The sequence below is a fragment of the Alloacidobacterium sp. genome (assembly GCF_035631355.1).
GTDB lineage: Bacteria > Acidobacteriota > Terriglobia > Terriglobales > Acidobacteriaceae > Alloacidobacterium.
Genome location: NZ_DASQIX010000075.1, coordinates 26,233 through 51,372, shown reverse-complemented (window position 1 = coordinate 51,372; position 25,140 = coordinate 26,233). Strand labels below are relative to the sequence as shown.

Annotated in this window: 19 protein-coding genes and 1 tRNA gene; 13 read left to right on the top strand and 7 right to left on the bottom strand. The window is 55.5% G+C overall.

The window, feature by feature from the left end; genetic code table 11:
• The first annotated feature begins 5 nt into the window (after positions 1–5).
• Positions 6–275, top strand: a complete 270-nt coding sequence (locus VEV40_RS13990) for a hypothetical protein (RefSeq protein ID WP_324833166.1) — start codon at positions 6–8, stop codon at positions 273–275.
• Here VEV40_RS13990 and VEV40_RS13985 read toward each other — a convergent pair.
• A complete protein-coding gene (locus VEV40_RS13985; protein WP_324833165.1) occupies positions 272–823 on the bottom strand; it encodes a DUF2911 domain-containing protein in 552 nt (183 codons plus the stop codon). The two genes, VEV40_RS13990 and VEV40_RS13985, sit on opposite strands and share 4 nt — an antisense overlap.
• Before the next feature lie 65 nt (positions 824–888).
• On the opposite strand from VEV40_RS13985, the gene VEV40_RS13980 reads away from it, so the two are divergent.
• Positions 889–965 (top strand) — tRNA-Arg (locus VEV40_RS13980).
• 55 nt (positions 966–1,020) lie between these two features.
• Here the strand turns inward: VEV40_RS13980 and VEV40_RS13975 are convergent.
• Positions 1,021–1,200 (bottom strand): hypothetical protein, encoded by a 180-nt coding sequence (locus VEV40_RS13975; protein ID WP_324833163.1) that lies wholly within the window; start codon positions 1,198–1,200, stop codon positions 1,021–1,023.
• 888 nt (positions 1,201–2,088) lie between these two features.
• Between VEV40_RS13975 and VEV40_RS13970 the strand changes: the two genes are divergently transcribed.
• Both VEV40_RS13970 and VEV40_RS13965 read left to right on the top strand, forming a co-directional pair.
• Positions 2,089–3,906, top strand: coding sequence for an electron transfer flavoprotein-ubiquinone oxidoreductase (locus tag VEV40_RS13970; protein ID WP_324833162.1), 1,818 nt, complete (start codon positions 2,089–2,091; stop codon positions 3,904–3,906).
• A gap of 21 nt (positions 3,907–3,927) precedes the next feature.
• Positions 3,928–4,470, top strand: a complete 543-nt coding sequence (locus tag VEV40_RS13965) for a GNAT family N-acetyltransferase (protein WP_324833160.1) — start codon at positions 3,928–3,930, stop codon at positions 4,468–4,470.
• Here the strand turns inward: VEV40_RS13965 and moaA are convergent, their stop codons facing one another.
• The 3 genes from moaA to VEV40_RS13950 form a co-directional block, all read right to left on the bottom strand.
• Positions 4,471–5,514, bottom strand: a complete 1,044-nt coding sequence (gene moaA, locus VEV40_RS13960; RefSeq protein ID WP_324833159.1) for a GTP 3',8-cyclase MoaA — start codon at positions 5,512–5,514, stop codon at positions 4,471–4,473.
• A gap of 195 nt (positions 5,515–5,709) precedes the next feature.
• Entirely contained in the window at positions 5,710–6,138 is a 429-nt protein-coding gene (locus tag VEV40_RS13955) for a VOC family protein (RefSeq protein ID WP_324833157.1), read from the bottom strand.
• A 141-nt stretch (positions 6,139–6,279) separates the two neighbouring features.
• Positions 6,280–7,278, bottom strand: coding sequence for a hypothetical protein (locus VEV40_RS13950; RefSeq protein ID WP_324833156.1), 999 nt, complete (start codon positions 7,276–7,278; stop codon positions 6,280–6,282).
• A gap of 200 nt (positions 7,279–7,478) precedes the next feature.
• On the opposite strand from VEV40_RS13950, the gene VEV40_RS13945 reads away from it, so the two are divergent.
• From VEV40_RS13945 to VEV40_RS13930, 4 genes are all read left to right on the top strand, one after another.
• The gene (locus VEV40_RS13945) at positions 7,479–9,125 is read left to right on the top strand and encodes a CTP synthase (RefSeq protein ID WP_324833155.1); all 1,647 of its coding nucleotides are present in this window, start codon (positions 7,479–7,481) and stop codon (positions 9,123–9,125) included.
• A 175-nt stretch (positions 9,126–9,300) separates the two neighbouring features.
• Entirely contained in the window at positions 9,301–9,954 is a 654-nt protein-coding gene (locus VEV40_RS13940; protein WP_324833153.1) for a DUF4230 domain-containing protein, read from the top strand.
• 37 nt (positions 9,955–9,991) lie between these two features.
• A complete protein-coding gene (gene ffh / locus VEV40_RS13935; protein ID WP_324833151.1) occupies positions 9,992–11,365 on the top strand; it encodes a signal recognition particle protein in 1,374 nt (457 codons plus the stop codon).
• A 93-nt stretch (positions 11,366–11,458) separates the two neighbouring features.
• Positions 11,459–12,118: a peroxiredoxin family protein gene (locus VEV40_RS13930; RefSeq protein WP_324833150.1), complete on the top strand. Its 660-nt coding sequence runs from the start codon at positions 11,459–11,461 to the stop codon at positions 12,116–12,118.
• A gap of 86 nt (positions 12,119–12,204) precedes the next feature.
• On the opposite strand, the gene VEV40_RS13925 is transcribed toward VEV40_RS13930, so the two are convergent.
• Together VEV40_RS13925 and VEV40_RS13920 are read right to left on the bottom strand one after the other, a co-directional pair.
• Positions 12,205–15,741: a TonB-dependent receptor gene (locus VEV40_RS13925; RefSeq protein ID WP_324833148.1), complete on the bottom strand. Its 3,537-nt coding sequence runs from the start codon at positions 15,739–15,741 to the stop codon at positions 12,205–12,207.
• A 405-nt stretch (positions 15,742–16,146) separates the two neighbouring features.
• The gene (locus VEV40_RS13920; protein WP_324833147.1) at positions 16,147–19,461 is read right to left on the bottom strand and encodes a TonB-dependent receptor; all 3,315 of its coding nucleotides are present in this window, start codon (positions 19,459–19,461) and stop codon (positions 16,147–16,149) included.
• 310 nt (positions 19,462–19,771) lie between these two features.
• Here VEV40_RS13920 and VEV40_RS13915 point away from each other — a divergent pair, with 310 nt between their 5' ends.
• From VEV40_RS13915 to VEV40_RS13895, 5 genes are all read left to right on the top strand, one after another.
• Positions 19,772–20,524 carry a YggS family pyridoxal phosphate-dependent enzyme gene (locus tag VEV40_RS13915; RefSeq protein ID WP_324833146.1) on the top strand — a complete coding sequence of 251 codons (753 nt, stop codon included), beginning with the start codon at positions 19,772–19,774 and terminating at the stop codon, positions 20,522–20,524.
• Between the two features lie 244 nt (positions 20,525–20,768).
• On the top strand, positions 20,769–22,211 hold the full coding sequence (locus VEV40_RS13910; protein ID WP_324833145.1) for a sodium:solute symporter family protein: 1,443 nt from the start codon (positions 20,769–20,771) through the stop codon (positions 22,209–22,211).
• Positions 22,212–22,700: 489 nt separating this feature from the next.
• The gene (locus VEV40_RS13905) at positions 22,701–22,997 is read left to right on the top strand and encodes a DUF503 domain-containing protein (RefSeq protein ID WP_324833143.1); all 297 of its coding nucleotides are present in this window, start codon (positions 22,701–22,703) and stop codon (positions 22,995–22,997) included.
• Positions 22,998–23,607: 610 nt separating this feature from the next.
• Complete coding sequence (gene rbfA, locus VEV40_RS13900) at positions 23,608–23,985, top strand: 30S ribosome-binding factor RbfA (RefSeq protein WP_324833141.1); 378 nt, start codon at positions 23,608–23,610, stop codon at positions 23,983–23,985.
• 47 nt (positions 23,986–24,032) lie between these two features.
• The gene (locus VEV40_RS13895; RefSeq protein WP_324833140.1) at positions 24,033–25,010 is read left to right on the top strand and encodes a bifunctional oligoribonuclease/PAP phosphatase NrnA; all 978 of its coding nucleotides are present in this window, start codon (positions 24,033–24,035) and stop codon (positions 25,008–25,010) included.
• Positions 25,011–25,140 lie beyond the last annotated feature (130 nt).

The following is a 25,140-nucleotide window of genomic DNA, read 5'->3' as shown; positions in this document are numbered from 1 at the left end:
TCGGCATGTCTGTCTTTCACGACCGGCGCGATGAACTCGAAAAGTACGAATTCATGATGGGGGCGTCGCGCGGGAGGCTGGCCGTATCGCTCGACGCGCTGACCGACGCGCTCATCCTCATCGGCCAGCATGGAGTCTATTGCGTCTCGAACCGCAATCCGTCAAAGCCCGCGCTCGACATTGAAACCGTCATGAACGAAATCAATGGCGCGAAGGAGCTGATCCAGTCCGTCATGCTGGAACTTGAGCGGGCGAGAGATGCGGGCCTCGGTTAAGGAACTGCCGTCACCTGCACGTAGACGTTGGTTGTTTCCCACTGCAGATGCAGCTCGGTGGAAAGGTCTTTGGTGTCCTCAAACTTGATCTGAAAAGTCTCAACCGGACTGCTCGGCATCGCGCCTTCCGACATCTTGACTCGGCCCAGGTCCTTGAGCTGGTCGTAGACTGTGCCCCACTGGCCTGTCTGGTTGTTTACGATCAGCGTCCAGCCATTTTCTCCGGGGATTGAGTAAAGCGTATGGGTTCCGGCGGGCACGCCCAAGTTGCCGATTCGCAGGTTCACATCTGACTTAATCGTGGTCGCTTCATTCGCTCCGGTGCGCCACTCTTTGTCGTAAGGCACGAGGCCGCCGAAGATCTTGCGTCCGCGCATGGAAGGCGCGCTGTAGTCGATGGTGACAGTGTGGCCTCCCAGCGACACAGTGGCCTGTTCGGGCGGGCTGGGGCGCGATTGCTTGTCCTGCCGGGCGAATGCTGACGTGCTGGCAATGAGCGTTGCGAACAGAGCGCAACAGAGTGTTTTCGTGACTGTCCTGCGCTGCATCTGGGACTCTCCTTTTCTCTCCATCAAAGCGGCGAAGCTTTGGCGGTATAGTATCCTAAAAACACGCGCCCGTAGCTCAGCTGGATAGAGCGAATGCCTCCGGAGCATTAGGTCGGGAGTTCGAATCTCTCCGGGCGCACCACTTTTCAAGGCACAGCGCTCAGCACCCCAAAGCACATCCAACTCAGGACACAGGGCTAGTCCTCCTCGGGCGGCATGGGAATGATTTCCAGATTGTTGCCGTTCAGGCTGGAGGCGAGCTGCAGGGCATGGAGCAGGGTCTGGGCCTTGTAGCCGATCCCGTCTTCGGCGAGGGCGAGGATGACGGCGGAGAGCATCTGCTGGATGTTGCCGGGATCTCGCAGGGCTACAGCCATGGCGTCACGGAGTTCGTCGGCGGGATAGCGGCGGCGGTTGCGTTGCCTCGGTTGGCGGCTGAGGTCGTGGAAGTAGCAGTGCCTGCGAGATACCATATGGAGGCGGGCTGTTTAATTTCGAGGAAAAATGAAGCCTAAATATCATTCAGAAAAGCAAGTGCGCGAAGAGTTTGAACCATTCGGCGGAGATGAACGGCCATCGGATACAAAACATATACCTCAGCGGCTAAAGCCGCATGTATTTTGGGCATGCGGCATGGCTGAAGCCATGCCCTTACGAAAAAGCGACTTTTAGCGTCCATCCTCTGAAGGCCGGGGCTGAAGCCCCCTAATTTTGGGCTCTATTTCACCGGGCTAAAGCCCGGTGCTTCTACCCTGCGTACCGTATGCTGCTTCGATCCTTCGGATAACATATGACCATCGCAAGAAAGAGTCAGACAAGTGCGAGATTCGATCCTTCAAGCGAAAGCGAAACGATCATGACGAAGAAATATGTCGTTACACTTTTGGGCGAAGAGCAGGATGGCGAAGTCCGGTACCGCAGCACGATTCGTCCGCTCGACTACTCGATGTTAGATTGACTCATTCGCATCCGGTAGTGATTGCCCAATATTCCCTGGGCTGTTTTCGCTGGGCTGAAGAGGGTGCTGAAAAATCCCATAGAAGACAAAGACCTATTACCTCAGCGGCTAAAGCCGCACTGTATTTAGAGCGATTACGGCATGGCCGAAGCCATGCCTTTACGAAGGGGGGAGTTTCCTGGTAAAAGGCCGGGGCTAAAGCCCTTGATTTTGTGCGCTGTTTCGCTGGGCTGAAGCCCAGCGCTTCTACCTAAAAGCACGGCTATCGCAGAATTCTGTTACCTCATGGGCTAAAGCCCATGTAATTGTGAGCGATTACGGCACGGCTGAAGTGCAGCACCTGGGACAGCAAGCCGCTTTCTCAATCCTGTATCATGTCCGGTCACCCATGATTACTTTTCGCAAACCACTTGAAGGCATTGACCGCCCGCAGATGGAGGCCGATGTTGTCATCATCGGTGGAGGCCCCGCCGGGATGGCCTGCGCGCTGCGGCTCTCGCAGCTGATCGATGAGCACAATACAAATCACCCTGACTCACAGCTTTCGAAGGAGAACATCTACGTCCTTGAAAAAGCGCGCGAAGCAGGCCAGCACTGCCTGTCCGGCGCGCTGCTCGATCCGCGCTCGATGCGGGAGCTTCTGCCCGGCTTCGAGTCTGAAGCGCCGATTGACGCCGAAGTCACAAAGGAATCAGTCTATTTTCTTCGCAAGAACAAGGCTCGCAAGCTGCCCATCGTTCCGCCGCCGCTAAAAGACCACGGCAACTACATCATCTCCATCAACAAATTCGTAAAGTGGCTCGGGCAGAAGGTAGAAGAGGCAGGCATCACTGTTTTTACCGGATTCGCCGGCTCCGAGCTGCTCTTTGAGGACGGGAGTACAGACCCTGAAACCGCCCGCGTGGCCGGCGTCCGCACCGACGACAAGGGCGTAGACAAGCACGGCCAGCCGAAGGCGAACTTCGAGCCGGGATATGATCTGCGCGCGAAGATTACCATCCTGGCCGAAGGCACACGCGGCAACTGCGCCAAGCAACTCATCGAGCGCCTTAACCTGGAAGACTCGGACCACGCCCAGACCTACGGCGTCGGTATCAAGGAGCTGTGGGAGATTCCCGCCGGGCGCGTTGCCAAAGGCGAGGTGATCTACACGCTGGGCTATCCGCTGACGGTGAAGGAATACGGCGGTGCATGGATTTACGGCATATCAGATACGCAAGTTTCGATTGGCTACGTCACCGGACTCGATTACGAAGACCCGCGCACCGATCCGCATCACGTCTTCCAGACATTCAAGGAGCATCCGCTGGCCCGGCGGATTCTTGAAGGCGGCAAAATGGTCCGCTACGGCGCGAAGTCAATGCCCTATGGCGGATGGCTGACCATCCCGCGCCTCTCGGGCAATGGCTGGATGCTTCTGGGCGACTCGGCCAGCCTGCTCAACTCGCAGCGGCTTAAGGGAATCCATCTCGCCATCAAGAGCGGAATGCTCGCCGCCGAGACCACCTTCAGCGCGCTCATTTCCGGCGACAGTTCCGCCGACACTCTCAGCGAGTACCAGTCATCCCTAGACAAAAGCTGGATTCGCGAAGAGCTGTACAAAGTCCGGAATTTTCATCAGGGCTTTGAGCATGGACGCTTCGAGGGTCTGGTCAAGGCAGGCGTCCAGTATGTTCTGCGCGGCAGTAATCTCGGGCCGGACTGCAAGAACCACGCCGGCTATCTGAACATGAAGCAGCTTAACTCGCTTGGCCAATGGGGCGGCGAGCGCACGCCGTTTCTCGGCAACGCAAAGGGCGACGGCAAGCTTACCTTCGATCGCCTCACCGATGTGTACCACTCAGGCACGCGTCACGACGACGACCAGCCGACGCACCTTGTCATCAAAGACCTCGACATTTGTAATGGCCGCTGCGGCAAAGAGTTCGGCAATCCCTGCCAGTACTTCTGCCCGGCTGCCGTATACGAAATGGTCGAATCGAGCGAGACGCCTTCAGGCAAGGAACTGCACATCAATTTCGCCAACTGCGTACACTGCAAGACATGCGACATCATGGACCCGTACCAGATCATCAACTGGGTGCCTCCGGAAGGTGGCGGCGGCCCTAACTATGACGGGATGTAGACTGCGGTAGATTGGCTTCGTATGAGCAGTATCTTCCTCCGCGCAGCAACCAGAGACGACATTCCCGCACTACGCGAGTTGATTGAGCACTCCGTGCGCGAGTTGCAGGCAGACTGGTATACGCGAGAGCAGATTGAGGCGGCTGTACACTCCGTCTTCGGCGTCGATCAGCAGCTCATTGACGATGGCACCTACTATGTTGCCGAAATTGCCGGCCAAATCGCCGGATGCGGCGGATGGAGCAAGCGCGGCACCCTCTATGGGGCGAGCCACTACGATCATTCACGCAACGACGTCATGCTTGATCCCACGCGCGACCCGGCGCGCATCCGCGCCTTCTTCACGCATCCTAAGTTCGCGCGCAAAGGCGTAGGCCGGGCGTTGCTTGAACGCTGCGAGCAGGAAGCGCGCAGTGCCGGGTTCCACAGCATGGAAATGGCGGCCACCCTACCCGGTGTTCCGCTCTATGCGGCGCATGGATACGAGGCATTCGAGACGTTCGATGTTCCGTTGCCGGGAGGACAGTCCATTCAGGTGCGGCGCATGGCAAAACGCATCGCGTAATCAGCCGCCGATATGCACCATACTGCGCGAGGGCTTGAGAAAATCAGGCTCACCGATATGGTGGCGCGCTTCTTTCTTTTCCACGGTCGCGCGGATGAAGGCGGCCATCTCTTCATCATCAGCGCCGCGCACCATGCGTCCATAGAGATCGTGGTCAAACTGTGAAAAGAGGCAGGTGCGGATCTTGCCGTCAGATGTAAGACGGATGCGGCTGCAATGCCCGCAGAATGCCTGCGAGACAGGCGCAATGATGCCTATCTCTCCAATGCCATCGTCAAAGGTGTACCGCTGCGCTGTCTCACTCAGAGCATTGGCTTCCAGTCGAACGACAGACCGGAAAGTACTGAGCCGGGCTATAAGCTCGTGCACAGGAATGACCGAGGCAGGCGTCCAGAGGCGGTCCTCCTCCAGCGGCATGAACTCGATGAAGCGCACGATAACGCCCTCATCGCGCGCGAATTTCGCGAAGGGGACGATCTGGTCTTCATTGAAGCCGCGCAGCAATACGCAGTTCACCTTTACCGGTCCCAGCCCGGCACGCTGGGCAGCGCGGATTCCCTCGCGGACTTTGTGGAAACTCCCGGGAACGCGTGTGATGCGTGCAAAAGTATCAGGATCAACCGCATCCATGCTAACGGTGACGCGCGTAAGACCAGCGTCTTTAAGAGACTGCGCCATATCGGCGAGCAGATGACCGTTGGTTGTTAGAGCCAGATCAAGCGGCTCACCGTCAACCGCTGTTCTCAGCTTGGCAAGTTCGCCTATCAGGTCTGGCAGGCCCCTGCGCAGCAGCGGTTCCCCGCCCGTCAGCCTTACCTTTTCAATGCCAAGTTCAACAAAGATGCGCGCAATACGCAGGTAGTCGGCGATGGGCAGCTCTGAATACTGGGCACCGTCGTTCCCCGTGCGGCAGTAAACGCACTTGTAGTTGCAGCGGTCGGTCACCGACACGCGCAGGTCGGTAATGGCGCGGCCATACTTATCGATAAGGCGCGACCGATTTCCGTTTTCCTCAATGCCGAGGCTGGTCAGGGATGCTGCCATCAAGCTTATATCTACTGTATTCGATGCGAGGGGTGGAGGGATACGGTTCAAATTTGGAGTGGGTCGGAAAGAGAAAATGCAGGTTCTCTTCAGCTGCGCTCAGGGCGGGCTTTCGTCTTCATTCCACTCAGCTCGTGCTGACAAATCTGGGTAGTGTCTCAGTTTGGATTCAGTTTCGACCGAATATCGATGTGACTACTTCTGTTCCCGCATCGATGGAGTGAAAGTAATACCGACCAGCAGTCCTTCTGGTGAGATGAAACGGCTAACAATCTGCCCCCACGGTTCTTTCTTGTTCTTGACAAGCATTCGATGTCCGCTCGATTCAAGGGCCGTGGTTGCCTCTTCAACACTGTCCACATCGAACTCCAACCACGCCTGGGGGGCAGCAACGTTCGCAGGCCAGGAATCTTTGCCAAAACAAGACTGTGCCACCTGAGAAAGTGGCCACAGTGCAAAAGTCTTTGCACCCGGAACAGCTTCGGTATGAAGGTAGCCGCCCGTCTCTTCTTTGAAAGCAATGCCGAGAACATCGCGGTAGAGCTTACGACTTTCTTCCGTGTCGGGGACGATGGGACCAAAACCCGCGATGAAAAGAACCTTGACGTTTTCAGCTAGCTGCATGGCGTCTCCTTTGCTGAATTTAGGCAGTACACTCACTGTCCCGATTCGATGAGAGCAGGTCGTCCTGGAGGCTTTTCCCCTTCGGCTGTATCACTATCTCCCAGAGCCGAAATTCATGAGACACTATCCAAATCTGAATTTTTACTTCGCCTGCAAGATTGGACTCAGCGTGTTCTTGTTTTCCGGGGCTGTTGGGTCAATTCCAAAGTCCCATACGTCAAGATTCACTTCCTGCGGCGAGAGCACTTCCATCAGTGCATATTCACCAAAGTTGAGCGGTTCTTTGGGCACAACCTTCATCCAGTGTCCACCCGGCAGAATCTGGCTCGTGGTTTCGACAATTGTTTCCGAATGCGAAACCTTGCCCAGCATGCTGATGTTCATCGCGGCAACAACCCGCAAATTGCGGTGCTGCTGCACGCGCACAATGACGTAGTGGCTATTTGGGGAGCTGTAGTTGTTCTTATCCTTCGGCATTGAACTTGCGCCATGGGTGTCCACTTTGAGGGCGTCATCGGGGACGGAATCGTCGTTTACATCAAGACTGACGTAAAGTTCGGGCTGGGCTACATGCATCTGGAATCTCGACCGCTCACCGTCAATCTGGATCAGTTGCTTCGAGCCCCCCATCGGATTGATCGTCGCTTTCAGAACGTTGTGCCCAAGGTTCTTGTTGATGTCGCCATTGCTTTGCTGCAGCCGAACCAGTTCCGGAGTGCCGTGGAACGTATCCAGCACCCACACGCCGCTTTCATCCGGCAGCCGCAGACCAGGCGAAACAATGGGCATACGCGCCTTTTCAGCGGCGCGCTCGGTCGCCTCCTCTTTGTCTATTGCGGCGGCATCGTTCTGTTCAGCCTGCTCGCGGGCGGCTTCGGCAGCCGCCATCGCATCCGGGGCGTGCTCCTTGTTCCATTTGTCGGTTGCCGGCCAATCCACCAGGTCTTTGGGCAATTCTTCCCACTGGCCTCCGCGCTCAGCGCTCTTGTAGCGGACGCGGTCGCCTGCAATCTGGTATTCCGTCACAATCTGGTAGGAACCATCCTTCAGAATCAGCCGCTTGTCTCCGCCGCCCTGGGCGAAGCCGGGCAGGAGACTGAATAACAGCATCGCAATCAGGATGGAAGCCAGGTGTTTCATGGGCCGTCTTTTAGACGAAACTGTGCAATAACACGTCACTTATCTCCCTTTTATCTCACAATTTGGTGCAGATTTAGGTGTTTTCAGGCTGGATTCTGCCCCTCATTTTCTCCTGCTTTCATTCTCCCGAAATTCCGGGTAGAATCAATTGTGCCTACCTGGTACGCCAATCAAAACCACAAAAAAAGGGTGAAGCAGCGATGTCAGCAAAGTACATCTTTGTGACCGGCGGAGTTGTGTCCAGCTTAGGAAAGGGCCTGGCCGCGGCATCCATCGGCTGCCTGCTGGAAGCGCGGGGACTGAAGGTCAACCTGATGAAGTTTGACCCCTACCTCAATGTCGATCCTGGGACGATGTCGCCCTTTCAGCATGGCGAGGTCTTTGTCACCGACGACGGCGCGGAAACTGATCTCGACCTCGGCCACTATGAACGCTTCACCCATGCCCATCTCACCCGCGACAACAACCTCACCACCGGCCGCATCTATGAGCAAATCATCACCAAAGAGCGCCGCGGCGACTATCTTGGCAAAACCGTCCAGGTCATCCCCCACGTCACCAACGAAATCAAAAACGCCATGCGCAAGGTCGCGGCAAATTGTGACGTCGCTATCGTCGAGATCGGCGGCACGGTCGGCGATATCGAATCTCTGCCGTTCCTTGAAGCCATTCGCCAGATGCGGCAGGAGCTGGGCCGCGAGAATACGGTCTTCGTCCATGTCACGCTGGTCCCTTGGATAAGCGCGGCCCAGGAGTTGAAGACCAAGCCCACGCAGCATTCCGTCAAGGAAATGCTGTCGATCGGGATCCAGCCCGACATCCTCCTTTGCCGCAGCGATCGCCCGTTATCCCGCGAGATCAAGGGCAAGATCGCACTCTTCTGCAACCTGGAAGAGAAAGCAGTCATCACCGCGAGGGACGTGGACTCGATTTACGAGGTCCCGCTCTGCTTCGCGCAGGAAGGCGTGGATGCGCTGGCGCTCAGATATCTGCACCTTGAAACTGCCGAGCCGGATCTGAGCCGCTGGAAGGATCTCGTCCACCGCTGCTATAACCCGAGAGATGAAGTTTCCATCGGCATTGTCGGCAAGTATGTCGAATACGAGGACAGCTATAAGTCACTCAAAGAAGCGCTGGTGCACGGCTCGCTGGCGCATAACCTGAAGCTGCGCGTGACCTGGATCGAGGCCGAGGGGCTTGAGGCAGCAAACTACGAAGAACAGCTCAGGGGTTTCGACGGGATTCTCGTGCCCGGAGGCTTTGGCAAGCGCGGTATCGAGGGAATGCTTAATGCCATTCGCTATGCGCGCGAAAACAAGGTCCCATATTTCGGCATTTGCCTGGGCATGCAGACCGCCTGCATTGAATTTGCTCGCAATGTCTGTGGCCTGAACGGAGCGAATTCAAGCGAATTCGATCCTGCAACTCCGCACCGCGTCATTTACAAGCTGCGCGAGCTCACCGGCGTCGAGGAAATGGGCGGGACCATGCGTCTCGGCGCGTGGACCTGCATTTTGCAGGAGAATTCCCTGGCTTCAAATGCCTATGGCTCAACAGAGATCAGTGAGCGCCACCGGCACCGCTATGAGTTCAACCGCGAATATGAAGCTCTTTTGACCGGAGGCGGGTTGCGCATTACCGGAACCACCCCGGATGCGACATACGTTGAAATCGTTGAGATTCCCAACCATCCTCACTTCCTGGGCTGCCAGTTCCATCCCGAGTTCAAGTCAAAACCGCTCGAGCCGCATCCGCTGTTCAGCGCCTTTATCAAGGCGAGTTACAAAAACCGCATTGCTGTGGGTGAACAAATCGAATTGACCGAGGAGAAGGTTTTGCGGTCATAGATTATCCTCAGCTGTTGTTCGTGGCGTCACGGACTTTGGTCATCTGGCGTTTGCAGCGATAAAGTATATTGATTACAAGAATTTAAAAAGTCAGATATAGGTGGCTCCTTCTCAAACGCAAACTTTGTTCTACTGAGGTCGTCCACCTGCATCATCTAAGCTCTTCATGAGCATCATGCCTGTTCTGGATCCTGACGTTCCTAAAAGGCCCATATTCGGCAAAATTCTGCTTGCCCTTATTCTGGGCCTCATCATCGGCGTGGCTGGACTGGTCTGGTTTGTCCGTCATGCGACGAAGGGTTTCTGGAATGAAGTGGCAGCCAAAGTCACGGGACGAAGCCTCACTCTGGATTCATCTCTGCCCACTGTGGTGGCCAAGATTCAGCAGTTGCAGCGGCTCGAAACCGTCGTCTATACCATGGACAAGGTCGAGGAAGGCTCACGGGAAAATGCCTGGCTGCCGAACATCCTCGCCGGAGACAAACTCCTGCTCGTAGTCCATGGCCAGACCGTCGCCGGCATTGATCTCAGTCAACTCAAACAAAGCGACGTACATATTAACGGACGCGCCGTGCGTATCCACCTGCCGCAGCCGGAAGTCTTCTCCACGACGATTGACAACAGCAAAACCCGCGTTTATTCACGTGATACCGGATTGCTGGTCGGCGCCGACCCCAACCTCGAAACTGAGGTTCGCGCCAAAGCCCAGCAGGACCTGCAGCAGGCTGCATTGGACGACGGCATCCTTGACAATGCCCGCAAGAACGCCGCCGCCACCGTCACCACCATGCTGCTTGGCCTTGGGTTTGAAACTGTGCAGACTGAGTAGGTCCAGGCGGCTTCGCTGATAAACTTAAAAAGCACCTATGTTTGAAAATCTCTCAGAAAAGCTGCAGCGCGCGTTTAAGAACCTGCGCGGACAGGGCACGGTCTCCGAGGAGAACATCGGCGAAGCCCTGCGCGAAATTCGCGTGGCGCTGCTCGAAGCAGACGTCAACCTCAATGTCGTCAAGGACCTGATCGAGCACATTCGCGCAAAGGCCGTTGGTCAGGAAGTGATGACAGCGCTCTCGCCTACCGAGCAGGTCATCAAGATTGTGCGCGATGAACTCGTCGCGCTCCTGGGCAAAGACACGGCCCGGTTCCAGTTTGCTTCAAAGCCTCCCACGGTGATCCTGATGGCTGGCCTTCAGGGCTCGGGCAAGACGACGACTTCAGGCAAGCTGGCGGCATGGCTGCAAAAGGGCGGCCATCGGCCCATGCTCGTGTCGGTAGACGTGTATCGTCCGGCAGCACGGGAGCAGTTGAAGGTTGTTGCCAAGTCGATCAAGGCCAATCTGTACGAAGGTGACACAAAGGGCGAGGCTGCGGGAACTCCACTCGTCGAGCGGTTGGCCAAGGAGGCGCGCCGCGAGGCGATCATCTCCGGCTGTGACACGCTGATTGTTGATACCGCAGGCCGTCTACACATTGACGAAGACCTGATGGGCGAGATGGAGTCGCTTAAGAAGCTGCTTTCGCCACAGGAGATCCTGTTTATAGCTGATTCGATGACCGGACAGGACGCAGTCAAGTCGGCTGACGAGTTCCATAAACGGCTCGCGCTTACTGGCATCATTCTTACCAAGATGGATGGCGATGCACGCGGCGGCGCGGCGCTGTCGATTCGCCACGTCACGGGACAGCCGGTGAAGTTTATCGGTACAGGCGAGAAGCCGGACGCTTTTGAGCCGTTCCATCCGGACCGCATCGTGGGCCGCATTCTCGGCATGGGCGACATCATGACGCTCATCGAGAAAGCCGAAGAAAAGCTGGACCGCAAGAAGTCCGAGGAGTTCGCGCGCAAAGCGCTCTCGGGCGACGGCTTTTCGCTCGAAGATTTCCGTGACCAGCTGCGGCAGATTCGCAAGCTCGGCTCATTGCAAAGCATCATGAAGATGCTTCCATCAGTCGGGCCGCTGGCGGGCATGCAGCAGATGGCCGATCAGGTGGACGAAAAGCAGTTTGTCCGCGTCGAGGCGATCATCAACTCGATGACGCAGAAGGAGCGGAACAATCACGAGATCATCTCCGGAAGCGGGCGCAAACGTATTGCCGCTGGTTCCGGGACTTCTGTGCAGGAAGTGAACCAGCTCCTGCGGCAATACGCACAGATGCGGAAGATGTTCAAGAACGTAGGCAAGGGCGGAATGCTGCAACGGCGCGCGATGGGTATGTTAAGCGGCATGCGCGGGCGGTAAGTTCCGCTAAAAACCTTTCACCGCAGTGGACGCTGAGGTTTCGCAAAGGTTCGCAGAGAAATGCTTTACCGTAGAGACTTTGGCTAATTTCCCATGATTGACCTCGATCACCGATTGCAGGATCAGCTCGACGAGATTACCGCCAATACGCGCAATCTGGTGCAGCCGGAGCGGCTGGCCATCAGTGAGCAAGCGGTGGCCGATCTTTTTTCGAGCGGCATTGAGGAGCGGATTCTTGCGGTGGGGACCAAAGCGCCTGAGTTTGTGCTGCCAGATGCATCGGGGCGAATGGTGCGCTCGTCTGACCTGCTGGCGTTGGGACCGCTGGTGGTCAACTTCTTTCGCGGGCGCTGGTGTCCTTACTGTATGACGGAGCTAGAGGCCTGGCGCGACCTTTATCCCGCAGTACGCGAATATGGCGCGCTCCTGGTTGGCATTTCACCACAAACGGCTCGGCAAAACGATTTCACCGCCGGGCAGCACAAAATCCCTTTCCCTTTACTCTTCGATTCGCATTGCGATGTTGCGCAGCACTTCGGGATTGCTTACCGCGTTCCACCCTTTCACCAGCAATACTTCCGCAGCATTCTCGTGAACATCCCTTTCGTGAATGGCGACGAGAGCTGGATGCTACCGCTGCCGGCCACCTATGTACTCGGTCAGGATGGGACAGTCCTCTACGCTAAGGCCCATGCCGATTTCCGGGTCCGCCCGGAGCCGGGTGAAGTACTGAAATACCTGCCTCGGCGATAAATATCTATCCGCGATATTTGAGTTCCCGGGCCTGACCAAAAAATAGGGCGCCCGTAAGGCGCCCATTTGTAGCTCGTCCGAACGATTTAAAAGATTACTTTCCCTCCCAGGATCACGAATCGTGTGCCCGATGTGTTGCCGGGAACCGTCGCGAAGCTGTTAAAAGCGGTATTCAGGAATGGATTGAAGCCAGACGGGCTGTAGTCACCCACGTTGGAGTCTCCAGTGGCGCGGAACTGCTGGTTTAATGCGTTGTACACATTGAACTGCAGTTGTATGGAAACACGTTCAGTAACCTGGGTTGTTTTGTAGAGGCTCAAATCCAAATCGCTGAACGTGCTGCCACGCAGGATGTTGCGGCCTGATCCCGGATATGGATTCCCAACCGCCTGGGCGTATGCCTGGTTGTTGACGATCCAGTGCGCAGACGCCGGGTCGATCGGGGTACCAGGGTTGTAGTTGCCGTTGTTGTCGATGAAATCGGTGTTGTACTCGACGTATTGCGGTGTGCCAAGGGTTGGACTGCCACCGACGGTTGGCCCGGTGTATGGGTTGAGATATGCGACTGTGTTAAGCGGGGCTTTGCGATTGGATACGACAAGGCGGCAGGTATCGAGCGCTGAACCTACAGAGGAGCCGTTGAATGCTCCATCACAGAAGCTGGTGTCACCAGTAAAACCGTCCAACGTAAGCGGTTGGAAGGCATTGAAAGGCTGGCCGCTGTTATAGCGATAGAAGCTGCCAAGGGAGAAGCCATTGACCAAGCGGGAGACAAACCCGTTCGAAGCGGCAAACTTTGGCAACTCATAATTGAAAGCGATGCCTACGACATTCGGATAGCTGTTGCCGCTTACTCCGCGTTCGCCCACATCCGGATCTTGTGGGTTCTGTGGAAAGGCATTCGTGTTGCCTGCCGCGCCAGTACTAAATACGTCGGTAGAATTGTCGATCGACCTGCTCCATGTATAGGACACAGTGCCTGTCAATCCGCGATAGTTCCTGGTAGATAGATTGAGTTGGAGACCGCTGTAATTTGCCCAGCCACCGTTCGTTACATACGCCAGGTTGGAGCTGTTGCAACTGGGTCGTCCAAAGCCGGGCTGTGTGCTGTCTGAGCAGAGAGACGAAGGCGACACGTAGTTGGGAAATGAAGCAGCTACGGGCAGCAGGAATGGGTTCTGGTCGACCGAGCGGAAGTCGCTCGTGGTTTTCGAACCGACATAGCGAATCTCCCCTACTGCTCCGTGCCCGATCTGATGCTGAAGGGCCAGGGTGTAAGTCTGCACATAGGGCGTGCGGAAGTTTGCCGGGACGTAGGTCTGATCCCGGAAGCGCGGATCAACACCGACCCCAATTGGCAGACTGGAGAGATTCGTCGAGCGGACGCTGGCGCCGGTCAAATTACCGTTTGCCGGCTGGCAGTTTCCACTGCAGCCAACAACGCCAGTATTGGCAACCGGGCTGGCAATCGCATCAAGCAGGAAGATGTTGTAGTAAGCAGGATTGGCATTGATAGCATATCCGCCGTTCACGACAAGTTCCTTATCAAATGAAGGATTCCACGCAAAGCCAATTCTAGGTTCGAAGTTCTTATAGTTTTCGTTCACAGCGCCGACTGTTTTGTCCGCCAGAGGAAGGCTAGGATCCCAGAATGCGGTAGCGGGATTCGACTCGCGCGCGACAGTTTCGTCATGCAGCTTGTTTACCGCCTGACCGAAGTATTCCCAGCGCATGCCAAGATGAGCAGTGAAGTTTGGCGTGACTTTCCAGTCGTCCTGGACATACCCGGCAGCATCGGGCTCGGTAAAGGGAATGACCGGATTGCCATTGGCAAGCAGAAGAGCACCGGAATCCTGGAGGAAACTGGAGAAGTCACTGTACAGATAATCGCCGTTATAGAGTGGCAGGAAGATGTTCGGGGAGTTCTGATAATCAAACTCGCCGCCGAACAGAATTGTGTGGTTGCCACGTGTCCAGGTGGCATTGTTCTGGATCTGAGTCACTTTTACAATACGGCCCTGTGGAGAACCCGCGTTGTAACCAAATCCAGAGTCCTGATTGCTGCCAGTGAAAGTGATCTGGGCCGGACATACGGTCAAATTGTTCGCTGTGCAAGCTGGTATGGCGCCACCCTGAAAGAGCACGTTAGATTGCTGGAAGCTGTAACGGAGCTGGTCGACCCAGCGATCTGAAAATACGTGAGTCCAGTCGGCACCCACAGAATGCGTTGTTCCTGGCACATCGACATAAGAACCAGCTGAAATACTGCCTGCACCTGTGCTTGCAAACGGCACGCCGGTACTTAGCTGGTCCTGATAGAAGTAGCGGACGAACAGGTGATCTTTTCCGGTTGGCTGCCAGTCAAGACGACCCAATTCTTCCTGATCATTGAATGGGGTCGGAATGGTGCGCTGCACGCCCGCGAACGGAATGGAAAATGTCGCGCCGTTCGGACCTGTGACATTTTCAAAAACGGTCGCCCCCGCCGGTGTGGGGTTGCCCACCGTGACTCCATAAGGACCATAGGCCGAGAGCATTGCTACTGCTGGATTGCCGGGAAAATCTGCTTGCAAGGCCTGGATGCCAGCAGGCGTGGGAGTGAGATCCGGCAAAGACTGAGACGGGGTCACACCCGTGCGCACATGATCCCAGAAGGTGCTTCCGAAGAAGAACAACTTGTCCTTGAGGATTGGGCCTCCGAGGGTGCCACCATAGCGGTTTTCGACGAATCGCGGAACAACAGGAGCTGCGCAACCGGAGTCTGGGCTTTGACCTGATCCGCAAAAACCGAAGAGCGGGTTCTTTTCTGCATTTGTGAGAGAACTTAGGGCCTGGCCTTGGTAAAACTCAAAACCGCTTCCGTGAAAAGCATTGCTGCCGGATTTCGTAACGTAATTGACGACAGCGCCGGCATTGCGGCCATACTGCGCGCTGTAATTGTTGGTAATGACCTGGATTTCCTCAATGCCATCCTGGCTGCCAAAAAAAGCCTGAGGGCCGGCAACTGAATTATCGTTGTTCGTTTGCCCGTCAATTTCAAAGTTGTTGTAACGGCCGCTTTGGCCGTTGACCGAGAACCCATCCCCATTGGTATTGGAGAAATTCGTGCCTCCGGCACCATGCGTGCTGACGACACCGGGAATAACCTCGGTTATCGTGTCAAATCCGTTGTTCAAGGGCAGGCTCTGTACACTTTGCGTGCTGAATGTGGTCGTCACTTGCGAATCGGCAGTGTTCAGAAGTGGCTGGCTGGTGCCACTGACAACAACCTGCGTTGAGGCGCCGATGGTCAGCTGAATCGAATTCAGATTGTTGGTGACGCCTGATGCGACTTGAATGTTGTTTACAACCGTCTGGTTGAAGCCATCGGCTGTGACTTCGATTCGATATGTACCCACCGGAACAGCGCGAAACGAGAAGATACCGTCGGCAAGGGAATCCGTCACCAGAGTGGTGCCCTTTGCTGTATCAATAGCCTGCACGTGGGCGTGCTGAATCACAGCACCGCTCGGATCCACTACAGTACCGGTGATCGTTCCGGTAGTAATGCCTTGACCGAAGGCAAAGGAGGCAACCCCAACAACAAAAAGTGCTATCGCGAAAAGTTTTTGACTTCGAATCATCTGTATTCGCTCCTCGCATTACAAAAGGCAATTCGGGTGCCTAATTCTCAGCGATTGTTTATATATCAGTAAATATATGAAACCAAAAAGCTTCGGAGCAAATAATTAACTTTATAGTTAATGTATTGCGGTCATTTATTTGATATTTGGTAATTAAAATACTGAATTTGGTAGGTATACGAAAAACAACTGCACAAATTGTGACAATGCACTGGATCGAAGGGGTTAACGGCGTTTCACAGGGGTAAACGGATGGATTTTCTATCGTGCTCAGCCCCACACAGTGAGTAAGGGAATAGAGGCAAGCAAATGACATATTCGACTGGCACTCGCAGTCAATGATGAAGCCGAAAAGGGAAGGGGCGCCTGAAGTGAGCGCCCCCGTGCAAGTTAGCTAGAAAGTAATTAGAAGCTGAACTTCATCCAGAAGCGCAGGTTCCTGTTGGTGGTGGCGCGAGCATTCGTAGTATTCATAAAGCTCGTGCTGCCTATGTCGAGAAGGCTGGTGTCGAGGATTCCGACATCGTTGTGATTGCCAATGTTCTGGACTTCTGCCCGAAGTTGGAATGTTGCGCTCTCGAGGTGGGTCCACGGAGCGGGAATGTCCTTTTCGGCGGCCACATTCCAGATCGTTGTTCCCGGGTTGCGGAAACTGTTACGACCGACCTCAAAGGGCATGAATTGCGGACCGTACGGAATCAGCCAATGAACCTGGCTGTTGTTTACGACAACCACGTTCCCGGTTGAATTGAGTTGTCCATAGTCGTAATAGACGCCTGGGGTTCCTCCAATGTAGATACCATCGATACCCGCAGTGTCGATGGGAGCATGAACGTTTCCAATAATGGGACGATCATTGACAGCACTGCCATCGCCATTTGTATCGACACCGGGGATGGTGAAGGTGCTGGGCGGTCCAGCCTGCAGTTGCGTCACCCCTGAGAATGACCAATGCCGGGTAAGGCCGCTTAACAACATATCTGTTGTGTGGTTGTCGGAGCGGACGCCGATCGGCGCCCAGGTATAGGCAACTGAAAAGAACTGCGGAAAGTCAAAGGCGGACGCGCCCCAGTCCTGACGTCGTCCACCAGGAGCGAGGTTCGCACTGTAGGAAGTGCTGCTGTTGAACAGAGAGAAGACTTCGGAGCCATTGTCCAGGTTTTTTCCGTAGGTATATGCCGCGCGGAAAGTCAGGCCGTGCGAGAACCTCCGCGACAACTCCGCTTGAATGCTGTCGTATTCCGAAGCAGCAGTGTTTCCGCGCGCATTCACGGCGCCACGATCGGGATTCAACCGATCGCCGGTGTTGAAGTCGAAGTAGTTGTATTGCTGGTTGGCATACAGCTTACGTCCGCGGGTACCGACATAGTTGAGGGTCAACTTCAGGTCCGCCGGCAGAGCGCGTTCCACTCCCAGGTTCCACTGATATACGCGCGGGTTGACCAGGTTCTTATCTACGCTCAACACGCTTGAGAACGGGCTGATGGGAGCAGGCGTAATGGAAGGAACCAGGCTGAGGGCATTGCCTAAACCAGTCGGCGCTTGCGAAGTCAAGGTTGTTGACACCGCATTGGGCGAGGACTGAGCGGAATTGACCGGAATGTTGCTGAAGTCGGTGTCGTAGAAGATACCGGCGCCGCCGTGCACAACAGTCTTGCCGCTGCCCAGCCAGCCTCCTCCGGTGGGAGCGTAGGCAAACCCGAAGCGCGGCCCGAAGTTCAAGGCGCTGTTATTGACCCTGTATACATTCGTGATTGGCGCAAAGGGATCCTCAACATCAATTCCCGGATATTGCAGTGAGTTGCTTGGATCGGTGATGTAGTCATAGCGGAGGCCGAGATTCAGAGTGAGATCGGGCATCACTTTGACGTCATCCTGAACAAAGCCGGCTGAACGCCAGATATGTGGATCGATCCGCGTGGGACCAAACGTACGTTCGGCTGTGCCGCCTTTGCCCAGATTGTCATTCAGGTAATTACCCATGGATGTGAAGCCTGCGCTGCTGGTGATGGTCAACTGCCCCAGCGCTTCCTGGGCCACCAGATCGGTTTCCAGGATGCGGCCAATGTCGGCTCCCATGCGAATGGACTGCTTGCCGATGTTCCAGCTCACTGTGTCCTGGAACTGATAGAAGTTTTCCAGACGACCCTGAGGAATGTTCTGGGAGACCCCTAGAACTGGAAAAGACGGAGTGCTTCCACCGTTGTACGCGTCCTGGAATTCAAGAGAGTAGTTCTGTGCCAGCGGATTCGCTTTTGTCTCGGGCGTGGCCTGGAAGAGAAAATCGATGCGCGTCATAGAGGCGCGGAATTCGTTGAGAAGATGCGGGCTGAAAACGTGCGTCCAGTTCACATAGCTGAGATAGGAGGGCCCTCCAACCTCTCCATCGAAGCCGGGCAAGCCGGAAGTATTCAGACCGAGATCGGGAGTAAACGTTGCATTGTCGCGCATGAAGCGGACGGCAAATGAATCGTTTTGATTCGGAGTGTAGTCGCCGCGAATGATGTACTGCAGATCAGGTTCCTGCTGAGGAACCGGGGGACGCTCGAACAGGGCGGTGGTAACGACGCAGCCACTTGCGGGGCAAGCACCGGAGGCGCCGGTTGTGGGCTGGCCGACATTGATCGGCGCAGTCGCGCCGACGAAATTGTATTGATTGAGGTATGTGCCGCTGTTGAGCAGACCTTGCAGAAGCGCAACATTGGGACCGCCAATCGAAGTCAGGACGTTATAGCCGTTCTGGTCAGGCAGTTCAATCGGAGTTGAGTTTGAATTGCCATAGAAGCGGCTCCACTGCGAGGCGCCGAAGATAAACAGCTTGTTCCGCCAGACGGGCCCGCCTCCAGTGAATCCAAACTGGTGTTCGTCAAATCGCGCTTTATTGGCAGAACTCTTGGGCGTGATCAGGCGGGTCTGGCCGTCGACTGAATTGAGCCCCGATCCGGAATAAAGCTCAAACGCAGAGCCATGGAACTGATTGGTGCCGGATTTCGTGACCAGGTTCACTACGGCGCCACCGGCGCGTCCATACTCAGCTGCTGGAGAGTTGGTCAGCACGGTGACGGATTGAAAGATGTCGGGAATCTGCGGTTGAAAGGCCTGGCCACCAAGACCGACGTCATTAATATCCTGGCTGTCCATCATGAAGTTGTTAGCGCGCGGACGCGATCCATTGACTTCAATCTGTTCATAGTTGCCGCCCGCGCCAGCCAGGTTAAGCATGGGATTGACATATTGGACGCCGGGGATAGTAGTGGCCAGTTCAATGGGGTTAAGGGAAAAGATCGGCAGGGTCTTTAACTCACCGGACTCGATTGTGCCGGAGAGATGACCGTTATCGAGATTGATATTGTTTGTGGTCGCCTGCACAGTGACCGTTCCTGTGACGGCGCCAATGCTCAAGACGATGTCGCGAGACGTGACGACGGAGGGTGTCACGCTCACGTCTGTGATTTGATTTGCTGCAAAGCCAGAAGCTGCCGTGCTAATGGTGTAGACACCTGGATTGATGGCATCAACCCTGTATTCTCCACTCCCATTGGTCTGGATGGCGCGGGTTTCTCCGGTTAACTGGCTTTTGATCGTAACCGTTGCATTCGGGATAACCGCGCCGCTTGCATCGCGGACAACGCCAACGAGAGTCCCCTTGCTCGTCTGCGCGATGAGCGGAGCGCCTGCCACGGAAAGCAGGGTCAGCAGCAAAACCAAGGATTTCATCATTCTTGACATACTTTGAAGCTCCTTATCAGTTGGTCAACATCAAAACCATTGCTCGATGAGACCCGCGAATTTAGGCGAACACCGGATTCCTGCAAGACGCCCGCTTTGGATTTCATACAAACTCTGTGAACTGAGCGAGTTAACAAGCAATTGAGACTCCATTTGGCGTCAAGGAATTGTCAAATCAGTTAATTAGTGACTGGTCATAAATATACGTTGAGTAAATCGCGTATTCTTGTGGTCAGATACACTTGAAAATGCGCCCACCTCTACAGAATTTTGTAGAGTATCTTCCTTAAACGAAACTCAGATGCTCCAAGACAAGGCGATTCAAGAGCGGTTGTCCTCGATATACGAACGCATCCATTCCGTTTGCCGCCGGACAGATCGCAGCCCAGCGGATGTCAAGCTGATGGCTGTCTCCAAAACACATCCTCCTGAGACGATTGCTGCCGCTGTTCACGCAGGGTTGCGCCTATTCGGTGAGAATCGGGTACAGGAATTTCAGCAGAAGCGGCCTGCATTGAGCGGATTGGGGATTGACGTCTCGGGAGTGCCGGGCTCGTCAGGCGAGTCGATTGCGGTTCATCTGATCGGGCATCTGCAATCGAACAAAACAGGACGGGCGGCGGAGATTTTTTCCGGGGTGGATACGGTTGACTCGCTGAAGCTGGCCGAACGGCTGAACGACGGAGCGAAAAAGCTGGGGCGGCGGTTGCCGGTTTTGGTCGAAATCAAGATGAGTGAAGAAGCAGCCAAGACGGGGCTTGGGCCCGAGTCGCAGGAACTGGCTGAGCTGCTGGATAGGCTAACTGACCTGGGCAGCTTGCAGATGCGTGGACTGATGACGGTGCCTCCCTTGGACGAAAATCCGGAGACGGCGCGGGACTGCTTCCGGCGTCTGCGAATGTTGCGTGAGGCGTTGGCAGGACGGCATCCACAGCTGGACTTCAGCGAGCTTTCAATGGGGATGTCAGGAGATTTTGAGATTGCCATTGAAGAAGGCTCCACGCTGGTGCGGATCGGGACAGCGATTTTTGGGGTACGGCCTAAAGCGGGCTGATTCTACCGCTGCGGCTTTAGCTTTCACCACGGAAAACGGGGAGAAACAGGTTTGGATTGTTACTTTCCCACCCTATCGCAAACTAAGCGATAGGATGGGGCACCCGTTTCTGTGCTGATATGAAGAAAAAGCAGGTCCTTACGTTTCTCTTTGTTCAGCGTTAGGGTGGCAAACTTCAGAAGTGATGGCGGGCGATCACGCTTTCCCCGTACACTGTCCGTTACGCTTTCTCTAAAGGATAGACATGAGTCATCTTTACGCCGTGGTAGTCGGCGCTATCGTTCTCACTCTGCTTGTGGTGTCGCTCACGCGGCTGGGCAAGGTCAAGACCAAGGCCGACTATCTGGTTGCCGGGCGTACTCTGCCTGCCTTTGTGCTGGTCTTTACGTTGTTGTCGTCCTGGATCGGGTCGGGTTCGCTGCTGGGCGCGGCGGAGAATGCCTACAACCACGGATTTGTGGCCATCTGGCAGGCCGCCGGCGGATGGGCCGGGCTGCTGCTGATTTACTTTATTGCGCCAAGAGCACGGCGGTCGGCCCAGTTCACAATTCCCGACCTGCTGGAGGCGCGCTACAACCAGACGGCGCGCGTGCTGGGCGTGATTGCGGTCTTGTTCGCATATACAGCGATCACCAGCTACCAGTTCATCGGCGGCGGAGACATTCTGAGTTTGATTTTCCCCAATGTCATTACGCCTGTATTGGGTGAGTACATCATTGCCGCGTTTGTCATCGTGTTTACGGCGATTGCCGGGATGTCGTCGGTAGCGTATATGGATGTGTTTATCGGGTTGCTGGCAACGATTACGATGCTGATTGCCTTGCCGGTGCTGATGCATTCGGTGGGCGGATGGAGCGGTTTTCACGCGTCACTGCCGCCTTCGCACTTCACTGCGCTGGGCGATGATACGTTTATGCAGGCGCTGGAGCTTTTTGTGCCGACGTGTCTGCTGATGCTGGGCAACCAGGCGATGTATCAGAAGTTTTTTTCGGCAAAGTCGGAGAAGGACGCGCGCGTCGCCGTTGTCGGCTGGATCATCGGCACGGTGATTCTGGAAACGGTGATCGTAGTGTTGGCGATGCTGGGGCATGTGCTGGCGATGAGGAAGCACGAATCGCCATTTCCACGCGAGATTCTCGCATTCACTTCGCTGCACAGTCTGCCGGGACTGCTGGGCGCGTTGCTAATGGGAGCGATTTTCGCAAAGATCGTCTCGACGGCGAACAATTTTTTGTTCTCGCCGGCGACGAACCTGGTGAACGACATTTTTGTGCGCTACATATCTCCCGAAGCGTCGAACAAGCGCATTCTGATTGTTTCGCGGTTGATGGTGGTGCTGCTGGGTGTCTGGGCGCTGTATCAGGCGCTGCATACCGGGTCGGTGCTGAAGAAAACGCTCTATGCTTACACGATTTATTCGGCGGCGCTGACGCCGGTAATTCTGGCGGCCTTTTATTCAAAGCGAGCGAATGCCGCAGGCGCCGTAAGTGCGATTTTTGCGGGCACATTTATTACCGTCTTCTGGGATTCGAGCTTTATTCACAACCATCTGCCCGCAGTGTTGGCGCAGCGGGACGCGATCTTTCCTGCTCTGATTGTGGCAGTGCTGTGTCTAGTGGTTGTCAGCGCGTTTACGCAAACTCCGCGCAAGGACCAGGTGGCGATCTTCTTTGGTGAGCAGGCATAAAAATGGCAAGCGGCCTGGGGTTGGTAGGGCCGCCTGCCTATGGGTTAAAAGCGAGATTTTCTGAGTTGCTCTTACCCACGTAAAGCTAGGTCTGGTCCAGAAGCGAAACTCCATCCATTGAGTCGAGCGCGAGCGTGACGCAGTTTTTGGGCATGACATTGCTGGCATCCCAGAGCTTCGATAGCGCTTGTGCCTGTAGAAGGTGAATGCACTTGTGCCAACAGCAGGCGAAAGGGATGGAACATTCCTTGAGGGCTCCTTGTAGCCATAAACCAGCTTACTGGGCGATTTATTTCTTCCCGATGGAATTGGGGCGGGATGTGGGGCGTCTGCGATGAACCGTTGCCCTCAAGGCGCAAGCTGCTATCCAAACCAGAGGCTGCATCCCGAATCTCTTGCTTTCAAGCGACAGGCCCCTCCGTGAGCAACGGCCCTGAACAAAACCAGAAAAGGGCACTTCTTCCTTGTTTCTTGCCGTAGGCTACATTCATGCCTGTGGCTGTGCTTACGCTTGAGGTTCGCATTGAGAATGCCCATTCGCTCAAGGATCGGAGGCAGGTGGTACGCAGCCTGAAGGAGAAACTGCGGAATGGTTTCAACATTTCCGTAGCGGAGATGGATGAGGCGGTGACATGGCAGTCAGCAACGATTGGCGCAGCGGCGATTTCGGGGTCGCGCGATTATCTTTCGGGCCTGATGAAGCAGGTCGAGGACGCGGCGGTGCGGATTACGAATGACCTGGGGGCGCAGGTGGCGGATGCCTGGTGGGAGTTTCTGGAGGAGTAGCTCAGTGTGCAAGCGACTCAGCGTCAGAGAATAGAGGCGCACGCTTTCCCACGCTATCGCAACTGCGCGATAGGAGTTAGCGCGAAATTTCGCTTGCTGCTTTCAGAAAAAGCAAGTCTTCTCCTTTACTCCCTCAGGAGAAACACGCTGAAATCCTGCCTCCAGGACCTTATTTTGTTCGGGTAACGCTCAACTGGTTACGACATTACCAAACGAGGAAACTATTTTGTTATTGGCGGGCGGCGACAGGCTGGGATACATTTCAATCATTGAGTAGCACTTGGGGGAGGGCTACTGAATTGTTAACGCCTGTGGAATGATTTCCACAGGCGTTTTACATTTGGAAAGAATTTCCCATCAAATGGCGGGGCAGTTCGTTCAATTTGATGCAGATACGGCATAAAGAATTGAAGCTTCCCTTCGGCTTCACATTACTGCGCAATGACTTCGGTCGGATGATATTTCCATACAAGATCACGCCAATATCAAAACTGGTCTAAACCTGTCTTCGCGTCCCACCGTCAAAACTTTTTTCGCCTTATGCTTACTTTTGTGCAATCCGGGCCGTCTGGTCTGGTATTCTCAAACGTTTAACCAAAGGAAGCTGGAGATGCCGGAACAACGGGCACGCAAATACCATCAGGATCGCGTGGCGGAAGCGCTGCGTGAAGAAATTGGGGCGATGATCGAGGGCGAATTGTCTGACCCGCGGATCAGCTTTGCCTATGTCAGCCAGGTGGTGCTGAATCCTGGGGGTAAGTCGGCGCTCATCTATGTGGCCGTGGATGGCGGCGCGGCGGAAGAAGAGCAGACGATTGAGGGCCTGATGGCTGCGAGAGGCTACATCCGGCACGAACTGCTGGAGAGGATGGGCGTGCGGCATATTCCGGACCTGACGTTCCATATTGATCGTTCGGAAAAGATGAAGGCCCGGATCGATGAGCTGCTCGGGAGGGCGCACAAGCGTCAGAAGAGTGTAGTGGATTGAAGTTTCACATCAGAGGACATAGAGGGAATTAACGATCAAAAAGGGACATGGGAGAACGGCACAACATCCACGCTGTACTGAACGCGCTTGAGCGCGGGCAGCGGTTTCTGGTGAGCGCGCACGCACGTCCGGATGGCGACGCGGTGGGGTCCATGCTGGCCTGCGCGATGATCATAGAGCAGCTGGGAAAGCAGGCGGACATGGTTTCCTGCGACCGGGTGCCACTGATATACCGGTCTCTGCCATGCTCTTCGGCGATGCGGCAGGCGGTCCGCGTGGAGGATGAATATGACGCAGTGATCCTGCTGGAATGCGATGGGATCGAGCGTTCGCGGCTGCGCGGACTGGAAGGCCGATTCCTCATCAACATCGACCATCACGCGAGCGGACGGAATTTTGCTAATGTCAACTGGATCGACACCGAGGCGTGCGCGGTGGCGGAGATGGTCTACGAACTGGCCATGGTGGCGGGCGTCCGGATTACCCCGGAGATGGCGACCTGCCTATATACCGCCGTCCTGACGGATACAGGGCTGTTTTGCTACGACGGGACAGATGCGCACACCTTTGAATTGGCAGCGGAGCTGGCGAGGCATGGAGCGCGACCGGCGGCGATCGCGAAGGATGTTTACTTTTCGCACCCAACTTCAAAGATGATGCTGTTGGGCGCGGCCCTCTCAAACCTGCGGCGCGAAGGACGCATCGCCTGGATGTGGGTGACGCACCAGGACATGCTCCGCACCAGCGCAGCGGAGGAAGATTGCGAAGGCATCGTGAATTACGCGATTGCAATCGCCGGTGTGGATGTGGCCATTTTTCTGCGAGAGTTGAGCACTCACCGCGTGCGGCTCTCGTTACGCAGTAAGGGTCAGGTGAATGTGGCGCGGCTTGCCGAGCGTTTTGGCGGAGGCGGGCACCAGCACGCCAGTGGCTGCACGCTCGATGGGCCATTGCCGGACGCGACGGAAATAATACTGGAAATAGCGCGGCGGACGTTGAACGCGGCAGTGCACGAAGTCGCGTAGGTCTTTGATCAACCTTGTTAAATTTCTGTTTGCCCCCCAAATCCTCAGAATCGAGCCTTCGACCTCTGCTCAGAGGAGGCCCTCGACCGGGGGCATCCTAAATACCTCAATCTATGAAGTCGTGCAGTTG